This window comes from Caulobacter sp. GW821-FHT09B08 (assembly GCF_059418225.1).
The window spans coordinates 276,580-302,716 of sequence record NZ_JBWKPL010000006.1 but is presented as its reverse complement, the minus strand read 5'-3'; the positions used below and the strand labels follow the sequence as shown (position 1 = coordinate 302,716).

The window sequence follows — 26,137 nt, the reverse complement described above, 5'->3', positions numbered from 1 at the left end:
GCGCGGCGTCGCCATCCGGCATCGTATATTCCTGCCCGGGCACCGACCCAGAAGAAGAGTCCGATGAACTTCGAATGGACCGCCGAAGAGGCCGCTTTCCGCCAGCGGCTACGGGATTTCCTGACCGCCACCCTGCCTGACGACTGGGAGCGGTTCTCCCAGCACGGCCCGGCCTCGCCGGCCCTGACGGCCTATGCCCGCACCTTTTGCGGCGAACTGGCGGCCGATGGCCTGCTGACCCCGCACTGGCCCAAGGAGATCGGCGGCGGGGGCCTCGATCCCTGGCATCAGACCATCCTGGCCGAGGAGATGTGGATCGCCGGCGAGCCGCGCGGCGGTCAGTACATGAACGTCAACTGGGTGGGCCCCACCCTGATCCGCTACGGCACCGAGGAGCAGAAGGCGCGCTACCTGCCGCCGATCACTGACGGCGTGGCCCTGTGGTGCCAGGGCTTTTCCGAACCCGGCGCGGGATCGGACCTGGCCTCGCTGCGCACCCGCGCGGTGCTGGAGGGCGACCACTACCGCGTCACCGGCCAGAAGATCTGGACCAGCTATGCGGGCCTGGCCGACACCTGCTTCCTGGTCTGCCGCACCAGCGACGACCGCAAGAAGGGCATCTCGATCCTGCTGGTCCCGATGGACACGCCCGGCATCACGGTGCGCCAGATCCCGTCGTTGATCGGCGAGGGCGACATCCACGAGGTGTTCTTCGACGACTGCATTGTGCCCGCCACGGCGCGCCTGGGCGAGGAAGGCCAGGCCTGGGAGATCATCGCCTACTCGCTGACCAACGAGCGGCTGGGCATTCCGCGCTACTCGCTGGCGCGCGCGGCGCTGGAGCGGGCCGTGCAGGTGCTCAAGACCCAGGGCGAGTTCGCCGGCGAGGTGGTCAAGCTGGAGGCCGCCCATTGCGCGGCCCTGTGCGAGGCGGCGCGAATGGCGAGTTATGCGATCGTCGACCGACGCAGCCGGGGCGAGGCGATTGGGGCGGAGTCCAGCTCCGCCCGCTTCGCCACCGTCATGGCCGAGCGCCGGGTGGCCGAGTTTGTGGTCGAATACCTGCCCCAGGCCCTGGCCGACGCGCACCCCTATCTGAAGATGCACCACCAGCGCGGCATCGTGGCCGGCATCGCGGCCGGCGCGGCCGAGATCCAGCTGAACATCATCGCCACCGACGTCCTCAAGCTGCCCCGGGAGCCGCGCTGATGAAACTGGCTCTTACCTCCGATCAGTCGCAGATCCTGGACGCGGTCGAGTCCCTGGCCCGGCCCTTCGCCAGCCCGGCCCTGCACGACACGTCCTTCGCCCTGGTCAGCGACAAGCTGGACCGCGAGCTGGAGGAGGGCGGCTTCCTCGATGTCGGCTTCGACCCCGAGCTGGGCGCGGTCACCGCCGCCCTGGTGGTCGAGCGGCTGGCGCGGCTGCCCTATGCCGTCGAGGCGGCGGTCAGCGCCCTGGTCCGCCCGTTGTTCCCCGACCTGCCGCGTCCGTTCTGCCTGGTGACCGGGGGCAAGTCCGAGCGCCCCGTCCGTTTCCTGAAGGCCGGCGCGACCGTGGTCGTGGTGGGCAAGGACAAGGTGTCCAGCTTCGTGGCCACCGAGGATCAGGTCCGGGCTGAGGACACCCTGTTCGCCTATCCAATGGCGACGCTGCTGGTCGATCCGGCGGCCGCGGCGACCACGGTTCACGACGTCTCGCCCGCCGAGGTGACGATCCGCTGGCGCGTCGCCATCGCCGCCGAGGCCGCCGGCTTGTTGGCCGCTGCGCTCGAAAGCGTCACCACCTATGTCACCGACCGCCAGCAGTTCGGCCGGCCCCTGGCCACCTTCCAAGCCCTGCGCCACCGCCTGGCCGAGGCGCAGGTGCGCGCCAACGGCGTCTACTGGCTGGCGATGAAGGCGGCCGACACGCTGGACGCCGGCGACGCGGCCCTGGCGGCCCTGCACGCCCAGGAGAGCGGGCGGGCTGTGGCCTACGACTTCCACCAGTTCCTGGGCGCCATGGGCATGACGCTGGAGCATCCTCTGCATTTGTGGACCTACCGCCTCAAGGCGCTGGTCGGCGAGCTGGGCGGTCGGGGCGGGCAGGGCCTGGCGGCGGCGGAGGCTCTCTGGGGTTAGTCCTGGCGAAATCTACCGCCGACGTTCTTGTTTACTCCTGAGTAACATGTTATCCGAGTTTCGTGTGGTGGGTGAGTATTGTACCTTCCGCATCGGGGATTATTTGCAATTTCACTCAATTCGCCAGGCGCCGATAAAGTAATCGGCTGGGCCTTCGCGCCATCATGAATGGAGAATACATGTCGACCAAACTCAAGGCCGTCATTCTCGCGGCGGTCATCGCCGTGGCTCCGCTGTCGGCCGCCTATGCGGGCAGCCTGTCCACCAAGACGTCCACCGTCGGCGACCTGTTCGCCAATCCGGCGGCCAAGGCGATCGTCGAGAAGCATTTCCCGGGCATTTCGTCGGACCCCCGGATGCTGCTGGCCAAGGGCATGACCTTCCGCCAGTTGCACGACAAGAGCCCCGACAAGATCACCACCGAGAAGCTGGACGTCATCGACGCGGAGCTGGCCAAGCTGCCGTAGTCGCGACCCGCAAGTTAGAGACAGACCGGCCGCCCTTTTCGAAGGGCGGCCGGTTTCATTTCGGGCTCAGGCCACCGTCTCGCGCCCGGCCGGAAGTCTCAGCCGGCCATGTCGGTCTCGTGCTCGACCACGGCGCAGAAGCGCGACTTGGAGCGGTCGAACAGCTTCTCCTCGTCGGCCAGCACGTCGGGCGGCAGCTGGTCCTTGGCGGCGTTGGCCAGCACGTAGTCGAGCGCCGCCTGGTCCTTCATCCAGACCTCGGTGACGACATCGGCCTCCATCTCCGGCATGCCGGGGGCGGGCTCGAGGTAGCGCCGGAAATAGCGCTCCACGCCCGCCATGTACTTCAGGCACAGCGGGACGTGGTTGGCCTCGTAATAGGCGCGGAAGTCCTCGCGGCTCAGCCCAGGCCGCCGCTTCAGGAAGATCAGCAGCTTGGGCGTCGCGCTCATGGTCTAGAAGCCGAGGTCGAGGATCTTGCCGTCGAAATTGCCGCCCAAGAGGTTGGTGGCCGCCGCCAGCTTGCCCTGGTCGACGCCCTTCAGGTGGCCGTCGATGATCCGGTTGTAGTTGCTGATCAGGCCCTCGACGTCCTTGGACAGGCGCATGAAGTCGAAGCCCTCGGCATGCATGCCCTTCTGCTGGATCGGGATGTTGGAATAGTCTTGGCGTGGGATCGGCGGGAACTCCTCGCTGTCATAGGGCAGCATAGTCGGTTCCATCGGCGTCTTGTGCTCGGCGCCCTCGGCCACGTGGGTCAGCGACCACAGCTCGAACAGGCAGCTTTCCGGACCCAGCGGCCGGATGCGGTACGACGACATGCTCGAGAACATCGGCAGCAGGAAGTAGTTGGGGAACAGGAATTCGACCGCGTGGATCGGGTCCGACACCGCCACGGCGTTCAGGTCCGGCACGTCTTCGCCGGCGGCCCGCAGCTGGGTGGTGATCTGGTGGTTGAGGATGCCGTACCACATCATCACCGCCTGGGCCGGATCCTCGGGCAGCTCGACCTCGGCCAGCTGCTTGGCGATCTCGACTTCCTTGGCGTGGACCATGCCGGCCATGCCTTCGGAGAGCAGGCCCAGGTGCTTGATCTGCGCGGCGATGTTCTGGCGAACGGTCATGTTCGGGTCGATCGGCAGGCCGATGCCGCCGGTGTCCATCCCGTACATCATGTTGTAGAGCATCGGCGCGGCCTGCTGCAGCTGCGGATGCGTGCGCATGACGTGGTAGCCTTCCATGAAGGCTTCCATCGCCACCTTCCAGTTGGCCGGAATGACCGTGGCGTACCACCACTCCGACTTCAGCTTGCTCATGCCGTGGGCTTCCAGCCGGTCGGCCACCGGGCCGATCGTGTCGCGGAAGGACGGGGCATTGTCGTCGAAGTTGATGAAGGCGCAGCCGCCCCACAGCTCCACGCGGCAGGGCTTCAGCGCCAGGTCGGCCTGGTCCAGCTGGGACTCGCTGAACATGTGCTTGCCGTAGACGAAGGTGTTCTGGCCCTCGGTGTTCCAGCGCCAGCCGTGGAAGGGGCAGATGAAGCCCGGCGTCTTGCAGTTGCCGTGCCCGCCTTCCTCGACCAGCGGCACGCCGCGGTGACGGCAGGCGTTGTGGAAGGCCTTCACGCCCTCCTTGCCGCGCACCACGATCACCGACTTGCCGAGGTTGGTGTACTCCACCCAGTCGCCGACATTGGGGATCTGCTCCAGCCGGCAGGCCATCTGCCAGACGTGCGGCCACAGATGCTCGACCTCGAGCTGGTAGAACGCCTCGTCGTAATAGCGCCGCGACGGGATGCGCTCGGGATTTTCCACCGAGAACGGAACGGGCCGTTCGGTGGCCATAGAACCGTCTGCCATGGGGGTAGCCTCACCTAAAAACTTTTGGAGACAGTGGTCTCGCGCGGGGAGGCCGTGCAAGCGAACCGGCGGGCTGGGCGCGCCGATATCGCCGGTTCGATAATGGGACCCGCCCTGGATTGATCTGCCTCAATCGGGCCCTAGGCTCCGGGCCAACGGATCAAGGAAAAAGGGTGGACGATCATGGCCGGCGGCAGCAGCGAAGACTTGGCCGAGATCGTCGCCCGCGAGCGGATCCGCGACGGCTTGGCGCGGCTGGCCCGGGGCGAGGATCGGCGCGATCCGGCGGCGATCTCGGCCTGCTTCTGGCCCGACGCGGCGGTCGAGTTCGGGATCTTCGCGGGTTCGTTCGACGACTACCTGGCCTGGGTCACGCCCGGCGCGCCCAGCATCCCGGTGACGCTGCACACCCTGGGCCAGAGCCTGGTCGTGCTGGAGGGCGACGTGGCCAAGGTCGAGACCCACGTCAGCGCCTATCACCGCATCGACTTCGGGACCGAGGAGCACGACGTCTTCCTGGGCGGGCGGTATCTCGACCGGTTCGAGCGTCGCGACGGCCAGTGGCGGATCGCGCACCGGACCATGCTCTACGACTGGAGCAAGGACCTGGGCGTGTCGACCGACTGGTCGCAGGGCCTGATGGGCATGCCGTTCTCGGGCGGCGCGGCGGCATTCACGGGCGCGGCGAACGGCGATCCGAGCTTGGGGTTCTTTTGCTAAGCCCACCCTCCACGACATCCCGGCGAAGGCCGGGATCCAAGCCGACTTTCCGAGTTAGCGCTTGCGCTCGGGACAGCCATGACCCTCCCGCCCGCTCAGCTTGGGTCCCGGCCTTCGCCGGGATGTTGGGATTTATGAGGGGATGTTCAGTTCCCGCAGGTTCGTCAGCGGTCGCCGATACGACAGGTCGCTCTCGTCCCGCGCCGCCACGCCGTTGAGCTCGATGCCCGGCACGTCGCCGAACGGGATGGGCATGGTCGGCAGGACGCCGGACCACTCGATCACCGTGCTGCGCGTGGCGATCCGCCAGGCGCCGTCGCGGCGCTCGAAGCGGTCGATGTAGCGGCCGCCGGCGATCCAGTTGCTGTCGTCGCGATTGCGGGCGGCGAACAGGTAGTAGGTCTCGGTGTGGGCGGTGTCGCCGTCGAGATCGCAGCTGTGGTTCAGCAAGGCATGGTGGGTGGCCGATTGGCCGACGTCGTGCATGTCGCGCGCCCAGTCGTAGAGGGCGTCCGGCGGGCCCACGAAGGTCCCGGCGGCGATCACCGCGTCCGGATGGAAGGCCGACAGGAAGGCGTCGCGGTCGAACCGGTCCATGCCTCGGGTGAAGCGGAGGAGGGCGTCGTGGATGTCCTGGCGGTCCAGCAGTTCGCCCAGGCGGGCCAGCTTGTCGGCGTCCATCGCTTGTCTCCTAGATCGCTTGCCAGATCGGCGCGCCGCGCTGTTCGCGCAGCGAGGGGATGACCTTCCCGTCGATGTCGACGACGCCGTAGTCCTGGGCCAGTTCGGCGGTGATGTAGGTGGCGCCCGAGCGGCGCATCACCTCGGGATCGTTGGCCAGGGCCACGATCACGCGGCCGGGGAACTCGGGCGAGCAGCCGACCAGCGGATTGGTGACGACGCTCTGCTTCATGGCCGGATTGGCGGCGATGTTGCGCTCGGCCCGCTCGGTGAAGGTCAGGCCCTGCCACAGCGAGACCGAGGCGATGTCGTGGGGCTTCAGCTCGATGGCCATGTCGCGCGCCATGCGGTCGACGGCCGACTTGCAGGTCCCGAAGACGACGCCGTAGGTGTAGGTCACGCCGACATAGCCCGAGATCGCCACGATCAGACCGGACTTTTGCGGCGTCATGATCTTGGCCGCGTGCCAGGCCGCCACGAAGTTGGAGCGCACGCCGACATCGACCATCTCCCAGTTCGACAGCGGCTTTTCCCAGAAGGGCTTGGGCTCGGTCAGGTCCTCGGGCAGGGCGAAGGCGTTGTTGACCAGGATGTCCAGCCGGCCCTGCTCACGCTCGACCCGGGCGAACAGGGCGGCGACCTGGTCGTCATTGGCGTGGTCGACCTGGACGGCGATGCCCTTGCCGCCCCGGCGGTCGCACTCCAGGGCCGTCTCGCCGACCGTGCCGGGCAGGGGATGCTCGCCGGCCGTCACCGTGCGGCCGGTGACGTAGACGGTGGCCCCGGCCGCGGCCAGGGCTAGAGCGATGCCCTTGCCGATGCCCCGGCTGGCGCCGGTGACCACGGCGACCTTGCCCTTGAGAGAACCCGTCATAGGCCGAACTCCTCGCGCACTTCATCGGTATGCTCGCCCAGCTCGGGCGCTGGGCCGCGGACCTTGCCCGGCGTCGCCGAGAAGGTGGTGGGTACGCCGGGGAAGCGGATCGGTCCGCGACGACTGTCGACGGTCTCGAAGAAGCCGACGGCGTTGAGGTGCGGGTTATCGAACAGTTCGTCCGGCGTGCGCAGCGGCGCGGCGGGGATGCCCAGCTTGCGCAGCAGGTCCAGCCATTCGGCGGTGGTGCGCTCCAGGAAGGTCTGCGCCAGCAGGCCATAGACCCGGTCGATCTGCTTGGCCCGCTGGCCCAGGGTCGCCATCTGGTCGTCCACCCAGACGGGCTTCACCGCATCGACGAACAGCGACCAGTGCTTGTCGTTGTAGATCAGGGCCGACACGTAGCCGTCCTTGGTGCGGTAGGGCTTGCGGTTGGCGGCCACCACGCGCGGATAGTGCGCCGGGCCAAGCGGTGGCGTGAACATCGCGCCGTTGGCGTGCTCGACCAGCATGAACGAGGCCATGGTCTCGAACATGCCGATCTCGACCTCCTGGCCCTCGCCGGTCCGCTCGCGGTGGAACAGGGCCATCATGGTGGCGTAGAGGGCGGTCAGGCCCGCCACCTTGTCGGCGACGATGGTGCCGACATAGTTGGCCTCGCCCGTCAGCATCTGCTGAACGGCGGTCAGGCCGCACTCGGCCTGGATGGTGTCGTCATAGGCCGGCTGGTCGCCGTCGGGCCCCTCGCGGCCGTAGCCGTAGCAGTTGGTGTAGACGATCGAGGGGTTCAGCGCCTTGACGCCCGCGTAGTCGAAGCCCAGCCGGGCGATGGCTTTCGACCGCATCGAGTGGATGAAGACGTCGGCCTGTTCCAGCAGGGTGCGCAGGGCCGCCTTGCCGTCGTCGCTCTGCAGGTCCAGCACGATGCTGCGCTTGCCGCGATTGACGTTGACGAACACGCCGGCCAGGTCGGGCGTCGGGCCCACCGAGATGTAGCGCGTGGCGTCGCCCGAGGGCGGCTCGACCTTGATCACGTCGGCGCCCATGTCGGCCATGATCTGGGTGGCGTAGGGGCCGAAGACCATGCTGGTCAGGTCGATGACGCGCACGCCCGACAGGGGGCCGCCGGCCCTGGAATTGTGGTCCACTTGTCGCTCCCTAAGCTCCCTCTAGGGGCTAGGCCAGCGGGCCGGCTAAATCCATCGGCTTGCCCTCCGCAGCAGCGATATGTGCCTGTGCAGGCGTTGTGAGGGGCTGCCGCGACTGCTACCCGCCGAGGCCTATCTCCTCGAAAACAGGGTCGAAAAGCCGTGGATTTCTCGTTCACTCAGGACCAGCAGAACATCCGCGAGGCGATCCTCAAGCACTGCTCGCAGTTCCCCGACGAGTACTGGCTGGAGCGCGATCAGTCGGGCGTCTTCCCCGAGGATTTCTACCGCTCGCTGGCCGACGCCGGCTGGCTGGGCATCGCCATGCCCGAGGCCTATGGCGGCTCGGGCCTGGGCATCACCGAGGCCTCGATCATGATGCAGGCCATCGCCGAGTCCGGTGCGGGCATGAGCGGCGCCTCGGCGGTGCACATCAACATCTTCGGCCTGCAGCCGATCATCCTTTTCGGCACGGAAGACCAGAAGCAGCGCTCGATCCCGGGGATCATCAGCGGCCAGGACAAGGCCTGCTTCGCCGTCACCGAGCCCAATGCGGGCCTGAACACCACCCAGCTGAAGACCCGCGCCGACCGCAAAGACGGCGGCTATCTGGTCAACGGCGAGAAGATCTGGATCTCGACGGCCCAGGTCGCCAACAAGATGCTGCTCTTGGCCCGCACCACGCCGCTGGACCAGGTCAAGCGCAAGACCGAAGGCCTGTCGCTGTTCTACACCGACTTCGACCGCTCCAAGATCGACGTGCGCCTGATCCACAAGATGGGCCGCCACGCCATCGACTCGAACATGCTGTTCATCGAGGACCTGTGGATCCCGGAAGAGGATCTGATCGGGACCGAGGGCGAGGGCTTCAAGATCATCCTGCACGGCCTGAACCCCGAGCGGGTGCTGCTGGCCTCGGAGGCCGTGGGCCTGGGGCGGGCCGCGATCAAGCGCGCCGCCCGCTACGCCCGCGAGCGGATCGTCTTCGACCGCCCCATCGGCCAGAACCAAGGCATCCAGCATCCGCTGGCCAAGTGCTGGGCCCAGCTGGAGGCCGCCAACCTGATGGCGATGAAGGCCGCCAACCTGTTCGACAAGGGCGAGGATTGCGGGGTCGAGGCCAATGCGGCCAAGTACCTGGCTGGCGAGTTCGGCTTCGAGGCCTGCCACACCGCCATGCTCACCCTGGGCGGCATGGGCTATGCGGCGGAGTATCATGTGGAACGCTACCTGCGCGAAAGCCTGATCCCCAGGACCGCGCCGGTCAGCCCGCACATGATCCTGAACTACCTGGCCGAGAAGGTCCTGGAACTGCCCAAGTCCTACTGAGCGGGAAGCATCGATGACCACGGCCAAAGACACCCCGCTGAAGATGCGCTCCTGGCTCTTCGCGCCGGGCGACAGCGAAAAGAAGATGGAGAAGGCGACCGCCGGCCCGGCCGACATCGTCATCTTCGATCTGGAAGACGCCGTCGCGTCCGAGGAGAAGCCGACGGCGCGCCGCGTGGTCGCTGAGTTCCTGGCGCGGCAGCCGGAAGACCGCTCACGTCTGTGGGTGCGGGTCAATCCGCTGGACGGGCCGCACACCCTGACGGATCTCGCGGCGATCATGCCGGGGCGTCCGGGCGGGATCATGCTGCCTAAGTCGGTCGGGCGGGGCGATGTGGAGCTGCTGCACCACTACCTGTCGGCCTTCGAGGCCGCCAACGGCATCGAGCAGGGCGCGACCAAGGTGATCGCCCTGGTCACCGAGACGGCCGAGGGCATGTTCACCACCGGCGATTACGCCGGCGCGCCGCGTCTGGTCGCCATGACCTGGGGCGCGGAAGACCTGGCCGACGCCCTGGGCGCCAGCGAGAACCGCAATCCCGACGGCGGGTACGCCTTCACCTACCAGCTGGCCCGCAGCCTGTGCCTGCTGGGCGCCTCGGCGGCGCGGGTGACGCCCATCGAGACCATCCAGGGCGACTTCCGCGACCTGGAAAAGCTGAAGACCCGGGCCGAGCAGGTGCGCCGCGACGGCTATCGCGGCATGCTGGCCATCCACCCGGCCCAGGTCGACGTGATCAACGCCGCCTTCAGCCCGACGGCCGAGGAGATCGCCTACGCCCAGGAAGTCGTCGACCTGTTCGCCGCCAATCCGGGTGTCGGCACGATCGGCTACAAGGGCGGCATGCTGGACCGGCCTTACCTGGCCCGCGCCCAGGCGCTCCTGGCGCTGGCGGAACAGTCGTGACCGTCGTCACCGACGCCGCAGGGCTGGACCTGGCGCAGTTCATTCGGCGGGGTGACCGCATCGTCATCGGCCAGGCCTGCGGCGAGCCCACGACCCTGGTCGAGGCGTTGATCGCCCAGGGCAGGGGGATCGGCGACCTGTCGGCCTTCATCGCCACCAGCTTCTCGGGCCTGTTCACGCCGGAGACGGCCGACAGCTTCGCGCTCTCCAGCATGGGCGCCATCGGCGCGCTGCGGTCGATGACCAAGGCCGGCAAGCTGGGCGTCATCCCCGCCCATGTCAGCCAGCTGGGGCCGATGGTCGCCGAGGGCTTGATCGGCTGCGACGTGGCCTTGGTCCAGGTCAGCCCGGCCGACGCCGACGGCAATCACAGCTTCGGCTTGGTCGCCGACCACGTGCGGGCCACGGTCGACAAGGCCCGGGTGGTGATCGCCGAGGTCAACGACCAGATTCCCTACACCTTCGGCGAACTGCTGCCGGCCTCGCGGATCCACTGTGCGGTCCACGTCTCGCGCGGGCCGGTCGAGGTCGCTCCGGCGAAGATCGGCCCCACCGACGAGGCCATCGCCAGACACGCCGCCGCCTATATCGGCGACGGGGCGGTGATCCAGACCGGCGTTGGCGCGGTGCCGGACGCCATCCTGCGCCTGCTGCACGACCGCAAGGACCTGGGCGTCCATTCGGGCATGCTGGGCGACGGCCTGGTCGAGCTGGTCGAGGCCGGGGTCGTGACCAACGCCCGCAAGGCCATCGACACCGGCGTCTCGATCAACGGCGCGCTGATCGGCACGCGCAAGCTCTACGACTTCGCCCATCGCAATGCCGCGATCCGCATGTGCGCGACCAGCTACACCCATGACGCGGCGGTGCTGGCCAAGCTTGAGCGCCTGGTCACGATCAACTCGGCGCTGGAGATCGATCTGACCGGCCAGGTCAATGCCGAGCAGAGCGGTTCGGCCTATATGGGCGGCACCGGGGGGCAGGTGGACTTCGTGCGGGCCGGCGCGCGCTCGCCTGGCGGCTGCTCGATCATCGCCTTGCCGGCCACCGCCAAGGACGGCGCCATCAGCCGCATCGTGCCGAGCCTGTCGGGGCCGGTCACCACGGCCCGCAGCGATGTCGACGTGATCGTCACCGAATTCGGCGCGGCCGAGCTGAAGGGCCAGACCCTGGCCGAGCGCACGCGCCGCCTGATCGCCATCGCCCACCCGAATTTCCGCGAAGAGCTCGACCGCGCGGCCCATACCATCCAGCAACGAGGCTTCTGATGAGCGACGCGGTCCTGTTCGACGCCCGTGACGACGGCATCGCCATCATCACCATCAACCGGCCCGACCAGCGCAACGCCCTGGGTAAGGACGTCCGTGACGGCTTGTTCGCCGCCTGGGACCGCTTCGAGCGCGACCCGGCCTTGCGCGTGGCCATCCTGACCGGTTCGGGCGAGAAGGCCTTCTGCGCGGGCGGCGACCTGAAGGAGATGGTCGAGCGCCAACTGGAAGTGCCGCCACGCGACATGTTCCCGGTGCCGGGCGACAATATCGAGCTCTCCAAGCCCACCATCGCGGCGGTCAACGGCGTGGCCTTCGCCGGCGGCTGGATGATCGCCCAGGCTTGCGACCTGTGCGTGGCCTCGACCGAGGCGAAGTTCGCCATCACCGAGGTCAAGGTGGGCCGCAGCTCGCCCTGGGCCGCGCCGCTGATCCACATGATCCCCCAGCGGATCATGATGGAGATCATCCTGACCGGTAAGCCGATCACCGCCCAGCGCGCCTATGAGATCGGCCTGGTCAACCGCCTGGCCGAGCCGGCGGCTCTGATGGACAAGGCCATCGAGCTGGCCAAGGAGATCCTGGACGGCGCCCCACTGTCGGTGAAGGCCGGCCGCGACACGGTCATGCTGGCCACCGAGATGGGCCGCGCCGCCGCCCTCCAGGCCGCCCGCCACGCGTCTGAATTCACCTATCGCAGCCAGGACGCCCAGGAGGGGCCGCGCGCCTTCGCGGAGAAGCGTCCGCCCGACTGGAAATCGCGGTAGCGATACGGGGTCTCTCCGCGCGGTGCTATCAAATGGTCTTTGCGCAAGGTGAGGACGCGACATGACCAAGATGGGCAAGATCGCCGAGAGCGCCGAAGACCTGGTCGGGCCGGTCAATGTTTCGCCCGAGGCCTATATCTCCAAGGACTACGCCCGAGCCGAGCAGGACAAGCTGTGGCGCAAGACCTGGCTGCAGGCCGGCCGCGTCGAGGAGATTCCCGAGGTCGGCAGCTATCTGACCTACGACATCGGCCCGGACTCGGTGATCGTCACGCGCTCGGGCCCCGACGAAATCCGCGCTTTCCACAACGTCTGCACCCACCGGGGGCGCCGGCTGATCGACACCCCACCGGGCAAGCGCAACGCCGTCGGCAAGCGGATGAGCTTCGTCTGCGGCTTCCACGCCTGGACCTTCAACCTGGAAGGCCGCTGCACCTACATCGAGCACAAGGACGACTGGCAGGGCGCCCTGACCGACGAGCGCACCAGCCTGGGCAAGGTGCAGGTCGACACCTGGGGCGGCTGGATCTGGATCAACCTGGACCCGAACGCCGAGCCCCTGGCCAAGTACCTCGATCCCATCCCCGCCATGCTGGGGCCGTTCGAGACCCAGAATATGCGCTTCCGCTGGCGCAAGTGGATCGTCTTCAACTGCAACTGGAAGGTCGCGATGGAGGCCTTCTCCGAGACCTACCACGTGGCCAGCACCCATCCGGAGTTCCTGGAGTTCGGCCAGTTCCGCGGCTGGGCCCGCAACCACGGCCTGCACACCAACATCGGCTACGAGGCCCCCAAGGACCTGGAAGAGGACGCCGCCAAGCTGCGCCTGGGTTCGGGCGGCGATCCGCGCATCACCACGGCCGAGCTGCAGAACTTCACCTGGGCCAACGCCAACACCAACACCACCCAGACCCTGGTCGACGCGGCCAACCGCCTGAAGGACGAGCTGCCCGAGGGCACGCCGGGCCCGCAGGTCTTCGCCCACTGGCTGAAGTCGGCGCGCGAGCACGACGCCTCGCGCGGCGTGGTCTGGCCGACCGTCGAGCCCTCGCACACGGCCAAGGCCGGCACCGCCTGGCAGGTGTTCCCGAACTTCCAGATCGGCCAGGCCGTCAACAACATGCTCTGCTACGGTGCCCGCCCTTACGGCGACGATCCGGACATGTGCGTGTTCGAGGCGGCGGTCTACGAGCTGTTCCCGCAGGGGCAGGAGCCGGCAACCGAGTGGGAATACACCAAGGCCGAGGACTGGCCGCCGGTGCTGCAGCAGGACTTCGCCAACATGCAGGCCGTGCAGCAGGGCATGAAGAACGTCGGCTTCCGGGGCACCCAGCCCAATCCGTACATGGAGCGGTCGGTCGCCAGCCTGCACTACAACCTGGCCAAGTACATGGGCACCGGCGCGCCGCGCGCGATCGGCTAGGCATGCTGGTCGAACGCGCGGAACTGCTGATCAAGGGCGGCTCGGAAGAGGCGTTCGCGGCCATGATGGCCGAGCGCGGCCTGCCGCTGCTGTGGAGCGTCAAGGGCGCCGGCGACGTGCGCCTGGGGCGCGGCGTGGAAAACCCGCGCAAGTTCATGCTGCTGATCACCTGGGAGACGATGGACGCGCACACCGCGTTCACGGCCGACCCGCTGTTCCAGGATTTCCGCGAGCTGATCGGCCCCTTCACTATCGGGGGCGGCATGGAACATTTCACCATGACCTGAGGCTTCGGCCGGGTCATCGACAACGCCGCGCGCGACGGCGGTAACGACATAGGGGGCGAAGATGACAACGGCGACAGCGACCGGAGGCGGCGCCGAATGGCGGCGCTACTACGTGCTGCCCATCGCGGCCGCCCTGGGCTACGCGACCAGCGTCATCCACATCTACGGTTTGGGTCCCTATATCGGCCCGATCAGCGAGACCTTCGGCTGGACGCGCACCCAGACGACGTTCGGCCTGACCATCGCCACCCTGGTCCAGGCGGTGTTCAGCCTGCCCATCGGCGTCGCGGTCGACCGACTGGGCCCGCGCCTGTTCGGCCTGGTGGGCATACTGGCGACCACGGGCGCCTTCGCCCTGCTGGGGACGGCGACCGGCAGCCCCGCCAACTGGTGGTTCCTGTGGAGCGTGCTGGCGGCGGCCACCCTGCCGGTGCAGGCCACGGTCTGGACCAGCGCCGTGGCCACCCGCTTCACCGCCTCGCGGGGCCTGGCCTTCGCCGTCACCCTATGCGGCGCCTCGGTGGCGGCGGCGGTGTTCCCGCTGCTGGGCAGCTGGCTGATCAAGATGCACGGCTGGCAAACGGCGGTGGTGATCCAGGCGGCCGTCTGGGCGGCCATTGTCTTTCCGACCATCTTCCTGTTCTTCCGGGGCGCGCACGACAAGCCGGCCAAGAACGTCGAGCGCGAGGCGCGGCGCGAGCTGGAGGGCGTCAGCCTGGCCGACGGGCTGAAGTCGACCATCTATCTGCGGCTGCTGCTGGCGAGCCTGCTGTTCACCTTCACCATCATCGCCCTGGTCGTGCACTTCGTGCCGATCCTGACCGACCGGGGCGCAGACCCGCTGCGGGCGGCGGGCGTGGCCTCGTTGGTCGGCTTCTCGTCGATCGCCGGGCGACTGGTCACCGGCCTGCTGCTGGACCGGTTCCGGGGCTCGCTGGTGGGGGCGGGGGCGTTCATGCTGCCCGCCATCGGCTCGATCCTGCTGCTGACATCGGGCGACGCGGCCCTGCCGCAGTCGGTCGCGGCCATCCTGATCGGCCTGACCCTGGGCGCCGAGGTCGACGTCATCGTCTATCTGACCACCCGCCATTTCGGCCTTAAGAACTTCGGGGCGCTGTATGGCGGCCTGCTGGCGGCGCTGTCGGTGGGCACGGCCCTGGGACCGCTCTGCGCCTCGGCCGTCTTCGACCAGTCCGGCGGATATGGGCCGTTCCTGTGGCTGACCGTGGCCTTCATGGCCGCCAGCAGCCTGGCCCTGCTGAGCCTGCCCAAGCCCGCCGAGGGCTAGCGGGCGAGGGCAGCTTTCCCGCCTCCAAAGTCGTGGCAGTCCCGACGCCCGGATCGTTTCGATCCGGGCGTTCGCATGTGCGCGCCTAGCCCATTGACGGCGCGATCCGGTGGCGCATATATGATACACAGTGGCGCATAACTCAGATAGGAGCGCCCTGGAGGATTGTATGCCTGAACTGATCGTCACCACGCGGGAAGGCGAGACGCGTACCCTGGAGCCGAGCGTCGGCATGACCGCGATGGAGGCCATCCGCGACGCGGGGATCGACGAGTTGCTGGCCCTGTGCGGCGGCGTCTGCTCGTGCGCGACCTGCCATGTCCATGTGGAGCCCGGGTTCGAAGACAAGCTGCCGCCGATGAGCGAGGACGAGAACGACCTGCTCGACAGCTCCAGCTACCGCGACGGACGCTCGCGCCTGGCCTGCCAGATCCGCCTCAACGACGCCCTTTCGGGCCTGCGCGTGACGATCGCCGAAGAGGACTGAACCCTCGCCCATTCGAACAGACGGCCGGTCCACGGGACGCGGCCGCGAGACCTGGAGGACACCATGGAAGCCTTGGCCGAGCGCGACTACTTCACCGACCACTCGATCCTGAGGGACCCCTACGCCTATTTCGAAGCCGTCCGCGCCAGGGGGCCGATCTACAAGCTGCCTGGGCGCGACATCATCGTGGTGACGGGGTTCGAGGAGATCCTCGAAGTTCTCAAGAACACCCAGGACTTCTCGTCCGCCAACGCCCCGCAGGGGCCGGCCACGCCGTTGCCGTTCAAGCCCGAGGGCTCGGACATCACCCCCCAGATCGAGGCCCACCGCACCCAGTTCGTCGGCGGCGACCTGGTGGTGGCCTATGACGACCAGCCCCACGTCATGTCGCGTTCGCTGCTCAGCAAGCTGTTCACGCCGTCGCGGCTGCGGGCCAACGAGGCGTTCATCACCAGCTTCTCCGACGAACTGGTGATGGAGGCCGTCGCCAACGGCGGCTGCGAGCTGATGAAGGGCATGGCCACGCCCTTCGTCACCCTGGTGATCGCCGACCTTCTGGGCGTGCCCGTGGACGACCGGAAGATCTTCATGGACGCCATCGACTCGGGGCCGCCTCCCGGCAGCTTGGCCGGTGACGACTTGGAGGCCCAGCACATGCCGCTGGTGCTGATGGGCATGTACTTCGCCGAATATGTCGCCGACCGCCGCAAGGAGCCGCGCGACGACGTGCTGTCGGAACTGGCCAACGCCACCTTCCCGGACGGCACGACGCCCGACGCCATGGAGATCGTGCGCCTGGCCACCTTCCTGTTCGGCGCGGGGCAGGACACCAGCGCCAAGCTGCTGGGCAACGCGCTGCGCTTCATCGTCGATCAGCCGGGCCTGCAGCAGCAGCTGCGCGACGACCCGTCGCTGATCCCGCAACTGATCGAGGAAACCCTGCGGCTGGAGGGCTCGACGAAGATGACCACGCGCCTGGCGCGCAAGGACACCCGCCTGGGCGACCTGGAGGTTCCGGCCGGCACCAAGATCTTCGTGGCCCTGGCGGCGGGCAACCGTGATCCGCGGCGTTGGGAAAATCCGGAGGCCTTCGACCTGAACCGCGCCAAGGTGAAGGAGCACCTCGGCCTGGGGCGCGGCGCCCACGTCTGCGCCGGCGCGCCGCTGGCCCGGGTGGAGGTTCGCATCCTGCTGGAGAAGCTGCTCGAGCACACCTCCCACATCGACCTGGACGAGGAAAAGCACGGCCCGCCCGGCGCGCGGAACCTGGAGTACGAGCCCAGCTTCATCATCCGCGGCCTGGCCGAGATGCACCTGAAGCTGACGCCGGCCAAGGGCTTCGTGGCGCCGGCCAAGCCGGCCCCCGAGCCCGAGGCCAAGCCGAAGAAGGGCGGCCTGCTGGGCATGCTCGGCTTCGGCAAGAAGGCCGAGGCGACGCCCAAGGGCTATTCGACCGCCGACACCGCCATCGGCGACCTGCTGGCCGACCCGGCGCTGGTCGCCGTGCTCGACAAGCACTTCCCGGGTGTCAGCGCGGATCGCCGCATCGGCATGGCCAAGAACATGACCCTGCGCCGCATCCAGAAGTTCGCCGGCGACGTCTTCACCGACGAGGCGCTCGCCGCGATGGACGCCGACCTGGCCAAGCTTTCGGGGAAATGAGCGCCATGAACACCCAACGCGTGGTCGTCGTGACCGGCGGAGCCTCCGGCATCGGCCTGGGCGTCTGCAAGCTGTTCGCCGCCAACGGCCATCCGGTCGCCATGCTGGACGTGCAGGATGAGGCCCTGGCGCGCGAGAGCGCGGCCCTGGCCGCGAGCGGGGGCAGGGTGCTGGCGCACCGGGCCGACGTCTCGGATCGCGGCTCGGTCGAGGCCGCCTATGCGGCGGTCCGGCGCGAGCTGGGACCCATCGCCATTGTCGTCGCCAATGCCGGGATCTCGACCAGTCTGCCGTTCCTGTCGACCTCTCTGGAGGCCTGGCAAAGGATGATCGACATCAACCTGACCGGGGTGTTCCACACCCTGCAGGCGGCCGTGCCGGACATGGTGGAGGGCAAGTGGGGGCGGATCGTCACCATCTCGTCCCAGGCCGCCCAGTCGGGGGCGCAGGACCGGGCCCACTACGCGGCGTCGAAGGGCGGGGTGATCGGCCTGACACGGTCTCTCGCCCGCGAGTTGGCGCCGCACGGGATCACGGTGAACACCATCCCGCCCTCGCTGGTCGACACGCCGCTGGCGCGGGAAGGCGAGCGCAACGGCCAGGTGCCGCCGCTGGAGGTGATCGCCCAGATGATCCCCATCGCTCGACCCGGCACGCCCGAGGACATCGCCAACGCCTGCGAGTTCCTGTGCTCGGACAAGGCCAGCTACATCACGGGCCAGGAGATCAACGTCAACGGCGGCAGCTGGATGTAGCGGCCCAAACGAAAACGCGCTCGCCACCGGGGGGAGGCGAGCGCGCTCTGGGCAGTCCGGCGCGCCTACCGGAAGCAGGCGCGTCGGCTGTTTAGGCGAAGGGCTCTTCGCCCTGCAGCTTGGTGCGGTGCATCATGCGGCCGCACTTGGGATCGTAAGCCTCGGCGCGGTGCATGGTGCCGGTGTTGTCCCAGATCACCAGGTCGCCGACCGACCATTCGTGGCTGTAGCTGAAGTCTTCCTGGGTGGCCCATTCGCGCAGGCCGACGATGACCCGGGCGCTCTGGTCGGCGGGAACGTCGACGACGCGGTGGGCGGTGCAACCGATGACCAGCGACTTGCGGCCCGAGGCGTGCTTCCACACCAGCGGCAACACGTTCTCGCCGATGGCCTGCATGCCCTTCAGCTTGGCCAGGCTGGGTTCGGGCTCGTAGTAGAACACGGTGGCCCAGACCGAGTGCGCCACGCGCATCTTCTCGTACTCGGCCTTGTCCTCGTCGGAGAGGGCCTCGTAGGCGGCGTAGGTGTTGCAGAAGCCGGTGTTGCCGCCCCAGGTCGCCGGGACCTTGCACGACAGCAGCGAAGCCAGGATCGGCACGTCGTTCATCGTGCCGTCGATGTGCCAGTACAGCGAGCCCTTCAGATATTCCGCGCTTTGCGGGTTTTCCTTGGCGTCCAGGGTGATCTTGTGGATTTCCTCGCCGCCGCGATGCTCGGGGGCGAAGGCGCCCAGGGTCTTGGTGAAGGCGATCTGCTCTTCGTCGGTGAAGTTGATCTTGGGGAACACCAGCACGCCGCGCTCCTCGAGCAGGGCGCGGATCTCCTTGCCGAGCATGCCCGACAGCAGCTCTTCCTTGGTATTCAGGACCCGGCTGCCGATCTTCGGCTTGATCGTTTCCTGAGACAGGCGGGTCAAAACATCGACGGACATAACGCGTCTCCCCAACGGCTTATTTTTGATGCTGAACACATGTTCAGCATGCCGGGGTTTCGACGTCAAGACCGCGGGGGCGGTGTTAGGCCAGCAGGCGGTCCAGCCACGCTTCGACGAAGGCGCGGGCGTCGTCGTGGCCCGAGCGGATGCCCATCTCGCCTTCCATGACCAGGGCCCGGCCGATGCCGGCCAGCACCAGGCTGAAGCCCTCGGGCGTGCCGCCGCCCGTCGCCGCCAGCCGTTCTCCGATCAGCTTTTCCAGCAGTTCCACCTGACGGGCGCGCATGGCCTCGCTGTGGCGGACGATCTCGGCGCCGATCAGCTTGCGGTGGTTGGCCAGGGCCACGAACTCAAGCGCCAGGGTGTTGCGGCTGGTGTCCGCGAAAAAACGCCACAGGGCCCGCAGCGGGTCGTCGCTGGTCAGGGCCTGCTCGATCATCGCGTCGCTCTGGGCCGCGCCGCGCTTGAACACGGCCAGGAACAGGTCGTCCGTGGTCGGAAAATAGTAGTGAACCAGGGAGGGCTTGAGGTCGGCGTGGATCGCCACCCGGCGGGTGCTGGCGGCGGCGTAGCCTTCGTCGCGGATCACCTGCTCGGCGGCGTCCAGGATCAGGGTTCGGGTTTCGGAGCTTTCGGCGCCCACGCGACGTTTCGGAGTCATGGGGCGAGCATAGGCGGCGGCCGGCGCCGCGCAAGTCGCCACCCCAGGGGCCGACACGGCGCTCACTTGGCGAACGCCTGCACCGAGATGCCGCTCATCGCCGTCCAGCCGGCGTCGTTGTCGAACACCGCGCCGGTGGCGAAGCTGGACTCGTCGCTGGCCAGGAACAGCGCCATCATCGCCATCTCTTCCGGCTGGGCCATGCGGCCCAGGACGCCCATCCGGTCGATCAGCTCGTTGGAGGTGGGCAGGCCCTTCCTCTGCATCTCCAGCCGTTGCTCGCGGGCCATCGGCGTCTCGGTGGCCCCCGGACAGAGAGCATTCGCGCGGATCTTGTTCTTGCCCAACTCGACGGCCGTCACCTTGGTCAGGGCCACGACCCCGGCCTTGGAGGCGCAGTAGCCGGCCGAGCTGGCCACGATGTGGGCTGCGATCGAGGCGGTGTTGACGATGGAGCCACCGCCGGCCTCGATCATCTTGGGGGCGACGTGCTTGGTCATCAGCCAGGCGCCCTTGAGGTTCACCTCGACGCAGCGGTCGAAGGCCTCCTCGTCGATGTCGAGGATCGAGCGCTTGCCCTCGGTGTCGACGCCCGCGTTGTTGAACAGGATATTCGGCGGGCCCAGCTCGGCGACCGTGCGATCCACGATGCGCAGGACGTCGGCCGTTTTGCTGATGTCTGCGCCGATGGCGATGGCCGTGCCGCCGGCGGCGCGGATGGCCTCGACGACGGGCGCGACGCGCGCTTCGTCCAGGTCCACCGCGGCGACCTTGGCGCCTTCGCGGGCGAAGAGCAGGGCCGAAGCCTCGCCCATGCCGCCCGCGGCGCCGGTGATGATCGCGATCTTTCCCGCCAGGCGCATGACCTCAGCTCCCAGGATCAGGCCGAACCCATGTAGCGGCCGCCGTTGGTGCTGATCGTCTGGCCCGTCATGTAGCTGGCCTCTTCCGACGCCAGGAAGGCGCAGGCCGCGGCGATCTCTTCGGGGCGGCCGATCCGCTTCATCGGCAGGGTCTTCGCGTAGGCCTCGACATCGATGGGCGCGGCCCGCAGCGCGGGGGTGTCGACGACGCCCGGCGGCACCATGTTTACGGTGATGCCGCTGGCGGCGTATTCCAGCGCCAGCGCCTTGGTCAGGCCCAGCAGGCCGCCCTTGGACGAGACATAGTGGGCTTGGGCCACCGACCCCGACTGGGTCGACGAGGAGGTGATGTTGATGATGCGGCCCCAGCCGGCGGCCAGCATGTCGGGGATCACTTCGCGGCAGAACAGGTGCGGGCCCTTGAGATTGATCGCGATGGTGCGGTCCCAGATCTCTTCGGTGATGTCCATGTAGGGGACGAAGGTCGCGATGCCGGCGTTGTTGACCAGGACGGTGATCGGGCCCCAGTCGGCGCGGATCTTGGCGGCGGTTTCCTTGATCACCGCCTCGTTGGCGCAGTCGGCGGTGTAGGCCTTGGCCGTGCCGCCGGCGTCGGTGATCAGCTTGGCGGTCTCGGCGGCGCCGTCGCCGTTCAGGTCCAGGATGGCGATGGCGGCTTCGTCGCGCGCCAGGCGCACGGCGATGGCCCGGCCGATGCCCGAACCCGCGCCGGTGACGATGGCGACTTTTCCCTTCAGCGACATTCTGACTCTCCTAATGGATCCGTTGTGGACGCGGTCGTGGGGACCGGCGTCCTTGCCGCTTGGGGCGCGGCTTTGATTCATTGTCGCGGCGCCAAGTCGAACCGCAAAGCGCCTCGTGTTTGAACGACTGTTCAGCGTTTGAACAGGATGGCGGGCCGGGAAGTCAATCGCGGCCTCGGCTGTATCGCCCGTGCGGAATCGGCGCATGGCTTGCCAGCCAGGATTTACCGTTTATCGCAGTGGGCATGGAAACTTCGACGTCGATCCCGACCGACGCGCGGCAGGTGCGCACGCGCAAGAATCTGCTGGAGGCGCTGCTGCGGCTGCTGGAGACGCGGCCGTTCGAGCAGGTGACCATCCGCGAGATCGCCCAGGAAGCCGGCATCGGCTACGCCACCTTCTTCCGCCACCATCCGTCGAAGGAAGCGCTGCTCCATGACCTGGCCGCCGGCCAGATCCGCGAGCTGCTGGGTCACGCCTTGCCGATCCTGATCGAGAGCGACAGCCGCCAGTCGTGCGTGGCTTTGTGCAGCTACGTCGCCCAGCATCGCGCCCTGTGGTCGGCCCTGCTGACAGGCGGCGCGGCCGCTACCCTGAAGCAGGAGTTCACCGAGCAGGCCCGGCGCATCGCCGAGGCCGAGGGCACCGGCGGCGGCGTCATCCCCGACGACCTGCGCGTGGTGTTCTCGGTCAGCGCCACGGTGGAGATCCTGGCCTGGTGGCTGAAGCAGGACACGCCGCTGGAGATCGAGCGCATGGCCGAGATCCTCGACAAGCTGGTGGTCGGCCCGTCCCTGGAAGAGCGCTGAGGCTCCCCAAGGCTTTCTTTTTGGCATCGCCACCTCGATGTCTCGCGGGGCGGCGTCGCTTCCCGGATGATCCCATGCCCGGCCCGTGAAAGCCTGCCGGGAAACATTGGGGCGGAACATGAGCGAACTGACCGTAAGCACCCGCGCGGGCGTGGTGCGGGGTAGCGAAGCCGGCGGCGTGCGGCGCTGGCTGGGGGTCCCCTACGCCCGGCAGGAACGGTTCGCGGCGCCCCGGCCGGTGGAGCCCTGGACCGGCGTTCGCGAGGCTGCCAAGGCGGGTTCGCAATGTCCGCAGATGTTCGGCAACTCGGCAAAGCGCGCGATGCTGACGCCGCCGCAGTTCGACGAGGACTGCCTGGACCTGAACATCTACGTACCCGACGGCGGCGAGGATGTGGGCGGCAAGCCGGTTTATGTCTGGATCCATGGCGGCGCGTTCGTGGTGGGCAACGGCAGTTCCTACGACGGTTCGGCCATGGCCAAGGCGGGCGACGTGATCGTCGTCACCATCAACTACCGGGTCGGGGTGCTGGGCTTCGTCAATTTCGGCGAGGTGCTGGGCCTGCCCGACATTCCCTCGAACCTGGGCCTGCGCGACCAGATCGCGGCGCTGGAATGGGTGCGCGACAACATCGCGGCCTTCGGCGGCGATCCGGGCCGGGTGACCATCGGCGGGCAGTCGGCGGGGTCGATGTCGGTGTCGCTGCTGCTGCACGCGCCGAAGGCCTGGCCGCTGTTCCGGGGCGCGATCATGCAGAGCGGGGCGCTCAGCCTGATCCACAGCCGCGAGAAGAGCCGCAAGATCGCCCGCCGCTACGCCGAACTGCTGGGCGTCGATCAGAGCGGGCTGAAAGCCTTGCGGACCATGGACCTGCGTCAGCTGTTCGAGGCGCAGGCCAAGGTGGGGGAGGAGAACCCCGGCACCATCCCGGCCTCGCCCTGGTTCGACGGCGACCTGCTGCCGGCCTCGCTGGAGGACGCCCAGAAGCAGTCGGCCGCGCCCGTGCCGCTGATCGCCGGGGCCGCGCGCGAGGAGATCCGGCTGTTCGAGCTGATGCCCGGTGACATCCTGCCCACCAAGTGGCCGGCGCTTGAGGGGCTGCTGGCCGGCCAGCTGGGCCAGGAACACGCCGCGCGCGTCCTGGCCGCCTATCCGCGCACCAAGGCCGGGCGGCGGGCCCTGGCGACCGACCTGACCTTCGCCATGCCCACCCGCAACTTCGCCGAGCGCCACACGGGCCATAGCCCGACCTGGTTCTATCGCTTCGACTACAGCCACCCCATCGCGGGGGCGACCCACGGGCTGGACCTGACCCTGACCTGGCCGATGGACAACTTCCGTGCCGCCCTGGCGCGGGGCGGGTCGTTCAAGGGCAAGCGCGCGGCCCTGGGCCACCGGATGATCGGCCACTACGCCCACTTCGTGCGCCACCTGACGCCCGGCGGCGACTGGCCGGCCTACGCGACGGCCGACCGCTCGGTGAAGATCTTCGACTATGACGACCGGATCGAGGCCAATCCTGACGGCGGCCGCCTGGCGGCCTGGGCCGGCGCCGACGCCGGGGTGGGGCTGGCCAAGGATTAGGCCAGCGCCGCTTCCAGCAGGGCCAGCGTCCCGGCCCACGAGACCTTCTCCGCCAGCGGGTCGTGGGCCACGCCCGGGCGGCCCAGGGCGCCGGCGTCCGGGTCGGTGAAGCCGTGGGCGGCGCGGCTGAAGACGGTGACCTGGGCAGACACGTGGGCGGCCGCCATCTCGGCCCGGAACGCCTCGACGTGCTCGAGGGGCACGAACGGGTCCTGCCCGCCGCACCAGGCCACGACCTGGCCCCGGATCGTCCCGGGCAGGGCGGGGCCCTGGGTGGTCAGCAGGCCGTGGAAGCTGACCACGGCCCTGACGTCGGCGCCGCCCCGCGCCAGCTCCAGCGCGCAGAAGCCGCCGAAGCAGTAGCCGATGGCGGCGGTCCGCTCGGCGTCCACCTGGGGCAGGCTGGCGAAGGCGTCATGCCAGGCCTGGAGGCGGTCGCGCAGCAGGTCGGGCTGAGCCTGCAGGGCGGCGAAATAGGCGCCGGCCTTGGCGGGATCGCCGTCCAGCTCGGCGCCGAACATGTCGGTGGCCAGGGCCACATAGCCGAGTTCGGCCAGCCTGGCGGCGACCTCGCGCACCTGGGTCCCCAGGCCCAGCGCGTTGTGCATCACCAGCACGCCGGGACGCGGGCCGTCGGCCTCGCCGCCGAACAGCTCGCCCTTGAGGACGACGTCCCGGTGCTCCAGCGTGACGATCTGCATTGGACGGCTCCGGCGGTGTTCGAGGCCGCCACGGTCGCCAAAAGGCCGGGGTCCCGCAATCACGCCGGCCGAGGCATCGCGAGACCGATGCCTTGGCCGGCGGCGGCTACTTCGCCAGCTTCAGATGCTTGCGGAAGAAGCCGGTCATCACGTCGAAGGCCTCGCGGGATTCCGGCAGGGCGGGGTCGTAGAAGAAGGCGTGGCCCAGGCCGTCCCAGACGTGCAGGTCGGCGTCCACGCCGGCCTTGGTCAGTTCGCGATGGGTGTTGACCGCCGCGCTCATCTCCATGGCCCGAGTGGCGGTGATCAGCAGGGTGGGTGGGAAGCGCTTGAGAAGCTCGGGCGACAGCACTGGCGAGACCTGCGGGTCCTCCAGGTTCGCGCCCTCGAAATAGCCCAGGCTGCGGTTCTGCGGCTCCAGCGCCTGGAAGGGGCGGGAGAAGCTTCGGCTGTCGCCGGCCCAGCGCGCGTCGGCCGAGGCGCAGAAGATGCCGATGGACGAGGGCGGGGGCAGCTTCTCCTTGACGAAGGCGGCCATGGCCTCGGCCGTCAGCAGGCCGCCGGCCGAGCAACCGAACACGGCGATGTCCTCGGGCTTGTGGGTCTTGAGCAGCTGGCGATAGACCTTGACCACGTCCTCGGTGGCGGCCGGATAGACCGTCTCCGGCGCCTGGCGGTAGGTGATGCTGACGATCTCGACCTTGGCCAAATTGGCCAGCGGGATCGACTCCACCATGCCCGTGCCCGGCGCCATGCCCATCACGAAGCCGCCGCCCGGCAGGTTCAGCATGATCTTCTTGGCGTTGGCGGCGGGCACGCCGCCGGCCGGGGTCACGTGGATCGCGGGCACGCCGTCGATCGTCTCCTCGCGGGTGACGACGGGATAGAGCGCCTTCAGCTTGTCGATCTGGGGAGCCATGTACTGGCCGATCTTCGGGCGGATCGAGGGGATCATGCCGGCGGCCAGCATCTGGCGCAGCTGGGCGTCCTGGTCGGTCGGCGTGGCGGGCATGGCGTTGCGCGCCGCCTCGCTGACATAGATCGAAGGAGGCAGCTCGAAGGACGGGACCACGACGGTCTTGTCGGGCTTGATCGAACCGGCTTCGGTCTGGGTCATGGGCTTCTCCTGCGCTTGCGCCGACGGGAATGCGAAGGGGAGGAGGGCGGTGCTCACCGCCAGAGCCAATCGTCGAACCGTTCGGATGCGCATGTCTCTCTCCCGTGCCGGAACCGCTCGGATCGACGGTTCCATTTATGTTATGGAATATAATATGCGTTGCTTGCGACGGTCCGACAAGCGGGCTACGCACGCCTTGTGAAAAAGCCCGCCGACGACATCGAATCCTTCGCCGATCCTTTCGCCGCCATGCTGGGCTTCCAGCTCCGGCGGACCTCGGTGGCCGTCATGTCGACCCTGGCCGCCGCCCTGGAGCCGCTGGGACTCAATCCCAGCGAGGCCTCGCTGATCCTCCTGATCGGCGCCAATCCCGGCTGCACCCAGAGCGAGATCAGCCGCGCCCTGCGGGCCAAGCCGGCCAATCTTGTGCCGCTGATCAACCAGCTTTCGGCGGCGGGGGCGCTGGAGCGGGTCCCGGGCCGGGGGCGCGCCATCGCCCTGTCACTGACGGAGCAGGGGCGTGACCTGCACGGCCGCGCCAAGGCGGTCTTCGAGCGTCACGAGGCCCGGATCGGCCGTGGGCTGCCCGAAGACAAGCGCGCGGAGATGATCGCCATGCTCCGCCGCATCTGCACCGACGCCTGCTGCCCGGAGTAGG

Annotated in this window: 28 protein-coding genes; 17 read left to right on the top strand and 11 right to left on the bottom strand. The window is 68.3% G+C overall.

Annotated features, from left to right (window positions below):
- The first annotated feature begins 63 nt into the window (after positions 1 to 63).
- From AC07OA_RS18345 to AC07OA_RS18335, 3 genes are all read left to right on the top strand, one after another.
- Positions 64 to 1,209, top strand: coding sequence for an acyl-CoA dehydrogenase family protein (locus AC07OA_RS18345; RefSeq protein ID WP_494665251.1), 1,146 nt, complete (start codon positions 64 to 66; stop codon positions 1,207 to 1,209).
- Positions 1,209 to 2,123, top strand: a complete 915-nt coding sequence (locus AC07OA_RS18340; protein ID WP_494665250.1) for an acyl-CoA dehydrogenase family protein — start codon at positions 1,209 to 1,211, stop codon at positions 2,121 to 2,123. Before AC07OA_RS18345 ends, AC07OA_RS18340 begins: the two co-directional genes overlap by 1 nt.
- Before the next feature lie 179 nt (positions 2,124 to 2,302).
- A complete protein-coding gene (locus AC07OA_RS18335) occupies positions 2,303 to 2,590 on the top strand; it encodes a hypothetical protein (RefSeq protein ID WP_494665249.1) in 288 nt (95 codons plus the stop codon).
- Between the two features lie 98 nt (positions 2,591 to 2,688).
- Here AC07OA_RS18335 and AC07OA_RS18330 read toward each other — a convergent pair whose 3' ends face one another.
- Both AC07OA_RS18330 and AC07OA_RS18325 read right to left on the bottom strand, forming a co-directional pair.
- Complete coding sequence (locus AC07OA_RS18330) at positions 2,689 to 3,042, bottom strand: EthD domain-containing protein (RefSeq protein ID WP_494665248.1); 354 nt, start codon at positions 3,040 to 3,042, stop codon at positions 2,689 to 2,691.
- A 3-nt stretch (positions 3,043 to 3,045) separates the two neighbouring features.
- Positions 3,046 to 4,449: an aromatic ring-hydroxylating oxygenase subunit alpha gene (locus tag AC07OA_RS18325; RefSeq protein ID WP_494665247.1), complete on the bottom strand. Its 1,404-nt coding sequence runs from the start codon at positions 4,447 to 4,449 to the stop codon at positions 3,046 to 3,048.
- A gap of 183 nt (positions 4,450 to 4,632) precedes the next feature.
- Between AC07OA_RS18325 and AC07OA_RS18320 the strand changes: the two genes are divergently transcribed.
- Positions 4,633 to 5,169 (top strand): nuclear transport factor 2 family protein, encoded by a 537-nt coding sequence (locus AC07OA_RS18320; protein ID WP_494665246.1) that lies wholly within the window; start codon positions 4,633 to 4,635, stop codon positions 5,167 to 5,169.
- Positions 5,170 to 5,301: 132 nt separating this feature from the next.
- On the opposite strand, the gene AC07OA_RS18315 is transcribed toward AC07OA_RS18320, so the two are convergent.
- From AC07OA_RS18315 to AC07OA_RS18305, 3 genes are read right to left on the bottom strand one after another with little or no spacing between them, the layout of a single operon-like run.
- Positions 5,302 to 5,850, bottom strand: a complete 549-nt coding sequence (locus AC07OA_RS18315; protein ID WP_494665245.1) for a nuclear transport factor 2 family protein — start codon at positions 5,848 to 5,850, stop codon at positions 5,302 to 5,304.
- Positions 5,851 to 5,860: 10 nt separating this feature from the next.
- The gene (locus tag AC07OA_RS18310; RefSeq protein ID WP_494665244.1) at positions 5,861 to 6,724 is read right to left on the bottom strand and encodes an SDR family NAD(P)-dependent oxidoreductase; all 864 of its coding nucleotides are present in this window, start codon (positions 6,722 to 6,724) and stop codon (positions 5,861 to 5,863) included.
- The gene (locus AC07OA_RS18305) at positions 6,721 to 7,872 is read right to left on the bottom strand and encodes a CaiB/BaiF CoA transferase family protein (protein ID WP_494665243.1); all 1,152 of its coding nucleotides are present in this window, start codon (positions 7,870 to 7,872) and stop codon (positions 6,721 to 6,723) included. Before AC07OA_RS18305 ends, AC07OA_RS18310 begins: the two co-directional genes overlap by 4 nt.
- A 162-nt stretch (positions 7,873 to 8,034) precedes the next feature.
- Between AC07OA_RS18305 and AC07OA_RS18300 the strand changes: the two genes are divergently transcribed.
- The 10 genes from AC07OA_RS18300 to AC07OA_RS18255 all read left to right on the top strand — a co-directional run bounded on the left by AC07OA_RS18300 (position 8,035) and on the right by AC07OA_RS18255 (position 18,045).
- Positions 8,035 to 9,201 (top strand): acyl-CoA dehydrogenase family protein, encoded by a 1,167-nt coding sequence (locus tag AC07OA_RS18300; protein WP_494665242.1) that lies wholly within the window; start codon positions 8,035 to 8,037, stop codon positions 9,199 to 9,201.
- Positions 9,202 to 9,214: 13 nt separating this feature from the next.
- Positions 9,215 to 10,108 carry an HpcH/HpaI aldolase/citrate lyase family protein gene (locus AC07OA_RS18295; protein ID WP_494665241.1) on the top strand — a complete coding sequence of 298 codons (894 nt, stop codon included), beginning with the start codon at positions 9,215 to 9,217 and terminating at the stop codon, positions 10,106 to 10,108.
- Positions 10,105 to 11,376, top strand: a complete 1,272-nt coding sequence (locus AC07OA_RS18290) for an acetyl-CoA hydrolase/transferase family protein (protein WP_494665240.1) — start codon at positions 10,105 to 10,107, stop codon at positions 11,374 to 11,376. Before AC07OA_RS18295 ends, AC07OA_RS18290 begins: the two co-directional genes overlap by 4 nt.
- Positions 11,376 to 12,143 carry an enoyl-CoA hydratase/isomerase family protein gene (locus tag AC07OA_RS18285; RefSeq protein WP_494665239.1) on the top strand — a complete coding sequence of 256 codons (768 nt, stop codon included), beginning with the start codon at positions 11,376 to 11,378 and terminating at the stop codon, positions 12,141 to 12,143. The genes AC07OA_RS18290 and AC07OA_RS18285 overlap by 1 nt, the downstream gene beginning before the upstream one ends.
- A 61-nt stretch (positions 12,144 to 12,204) precedes the next feature.
- Complete coding sequence (locus tag AC07OA_RS18280) at positions 12,205 to 13,566, top strand: aromatic ring-hydroxylating oxygenase subunit alpha (RefSeq protein ID WP_494665238.1); 1,362 nt, start codon at positions 12,205 to 12,207, stop codon at positions 13,564 to 13,566.
- A 2-nt stretch (positions 13,567 to 13,568) separates the two neighbouring features.
- Positions 13,569 to 13,853, top strand: coding sequence for an antibiotic biosynthesis monooxygenase family protein (locus tag AC07OA_RS18275; protein WP_494665237.1), 285 nt, complete (start codon positions 13,569 to 13,571; stop codon positions 13,851 to 13,853).
- A gap of 61 nt (positions 13,854 to 13,914) precedes the next feature.
- Positions 13,915 to 15,141, top strand: a complete 1,227-nt coding sequence (locus AC07OA_RS18270; protein WP_494665236.1) for an MFS transporter — start codon at positions 13,915 to 13,917, stop codon at positions 15,139 to 15,141.
- Positions 15,142 to 15,310: 169 nt separating this feature from the next.
- A complete protein-coding gene (locus AC07OA_RS18265) occupies positions 15,311 to 15,628 on the top strand; it encodes a 2Fe-2S iron-sulfur cluster-binding protein (RefSeq protein WP_494665235.1) in 318 nt (105 codons plus the stop codon).
- 63 nt (positions 15,629 to 15,691) lie between these two features.
- Positions 15,692 to 17,290 carry a cytochrome P450 gene (locus AC07OA_RS18260; protein ID WP_494665234.1) on the top strand — a complete coding sequence of 533 codons (1,599 nt, stop codon included), beginning with the start codon at positions 15,692 to 15,694 and terminating at the stop codon, positions 17,288 to 17,290.
- Between the two features lie 5 nt (positions 17,291 to 17,295).
- Complete coding sequence (locus tag AC07OA_RS18255; protein WP_494665233.1) at positions 17,296 to 18,045, top strand: SDR family NAD(P)-dependent oxidoreductase; 750 nt, start codon at positions 17,296 to 17,298, stop codon at positions 18,043 to 18,045.
- Between the two features lie 91 nt (positions 18,046 to 18,136).
- Here AC07OA_RS18255 and AC07OA_RS18250 read toward each other — a convergent pair whose 3' ends face one another.
- The 4 genes from AC07OA_RS18250 to AC07OA_RS18235 all read right to left on the bottom strand — a co-directional run bounded on the left by AC07OA_RS18250 (position 18,137) and on the right by AC07OA_RS18235 (position 21,267).
- A complete protein-coding gene (locus AC07OA_RS18250) occupies positions 18,137 to 18,976 on the bottom strand; it encodes a TauD/TfdA dioxygenase family protein (RefSeq protein WP_494665232.1) in 840 nt (279 codons plus the stop codon).
- 85 nt (positions 18,977 to 19,061) lie between these two features.
- Positions 19,062 to 19,640 carry a TetR/AcrR family transcriptional regulator gene (locus tag AC07OA_RS18245; protein WP_494665231.1) on the bottom strand — a complete coding sequence of 193 codons (579 nt, stop codon included), beginning with the start codon at positions 19,638 to 19,640 and terminating at the stop codon, positions 19,062 to 19,064.
- A gap of 62 nt (positions 19,641 to 19,702) precedes the next feature.
- A complete protein-coding gene (locus AC07OA_RS18240; protein WP_494665230.1) occupies positions 19,703 to 20,503 on the bottom strand; it encodes an SDR family NAD(P)-dependent oxidoreductase in 801 nt (266 codons plus the stop codon).
- A 17-nt stretch (positions 20,504 to 20,520) separates the two neighbouring features.
- A complete protein-coding gene (locus tag AC07OA_RS18235) occupies positions 20,521 to 21,267 on the bottom strand; it encodes an SDR family NAD(P)-dependent oxidoreductase (protein ID WP_494665229.1) in 747 nt (248 codons plus the stop codon).
- A gap of 245 nt (positions 21,268 to 21,512) precedes the next feature.
- Here AC07OA_RS18235 and AC07OA_RS18230 point away from each other — a divergent pair, with 245 nt between their 5' ends.
- Complete coding sequence (locus tag AC07OA_RS18230; RefSeq protein ID WP_494665228.1) at positions 21,513 to 22,076, top strand: TetR/AcrR family transcriptional regulator; 564 nt, start codon at positions 21,513 to 21,515, stop codon at positions 22,074 to 22,076.
- A 118-nt stretch (positions 22,077 to 22,194) separates the two neighbouring features.
- The gene (locus AC07OA_RS18225) at positions 22,195 to 23,661 is read left to right on the top strand and encodes a carboxylesterase/lipase family protein (RefSeq protein WP_494665227.1); all 1,467 of its coding nucleotides are present in this window, start codon (positions 22,195 to 22,197) and stop codon (positions 23,659 to 23,661) included.
- On the opposite strand, the gene AC07OA_RS18220 is transcribed toward AC07OA_RS18225, so the two are convergent.
- Both AC07OA_RS18220 and AC07OA_RS18215 read right to left on the bottom strand, forming a co-directional pair.
- Positions 23,658 to 24,362: a dienelactone hydrolase family protein gene (locus AC07OA_RS18220; protein WP_494665226.1), complete on the bottom strand. Its 705-nt coding sequence runs from the start codon at positions 24,360 to 24,362 to the stop codon at positions 23,658 to 23,660. The genes AC07OA_RS18225 and AC07OA_RS18220 overlap by 4 nt on opposite strands.
- 106 nt (positions 24,363 to 24,468) lie before the next feature.
- Positions 24,469 to 25,479, bottom strand: coding sequence for an alpha/beta hydrolase fold domain-containing protein (locus tag AC07OA_RS18215; protein WP_494665225.1), 1,011 nt, complete (start codon positions 25,477 to 25,479; stop codon positions 24,469 to 24,471).
- Positions 25,480 to 25,677: 198 nt separating this feature from the next.
- On the opposite strand from AC07OA_RS18215, the gene AC07OA_RS18210 reads away from it, so the two are divergent.
- Entirely contained in the window at positions 25,678 to 26,136 is a 459-nt protein-coding gene (locus AC07OA_RS18210; RefSeq protein WP_494665224.1) for a MarR family winged helix-turn-helix transcriptional regulator, read from the top strand.
- Position 26,137 lies beyond the last annotated feature (1 nt).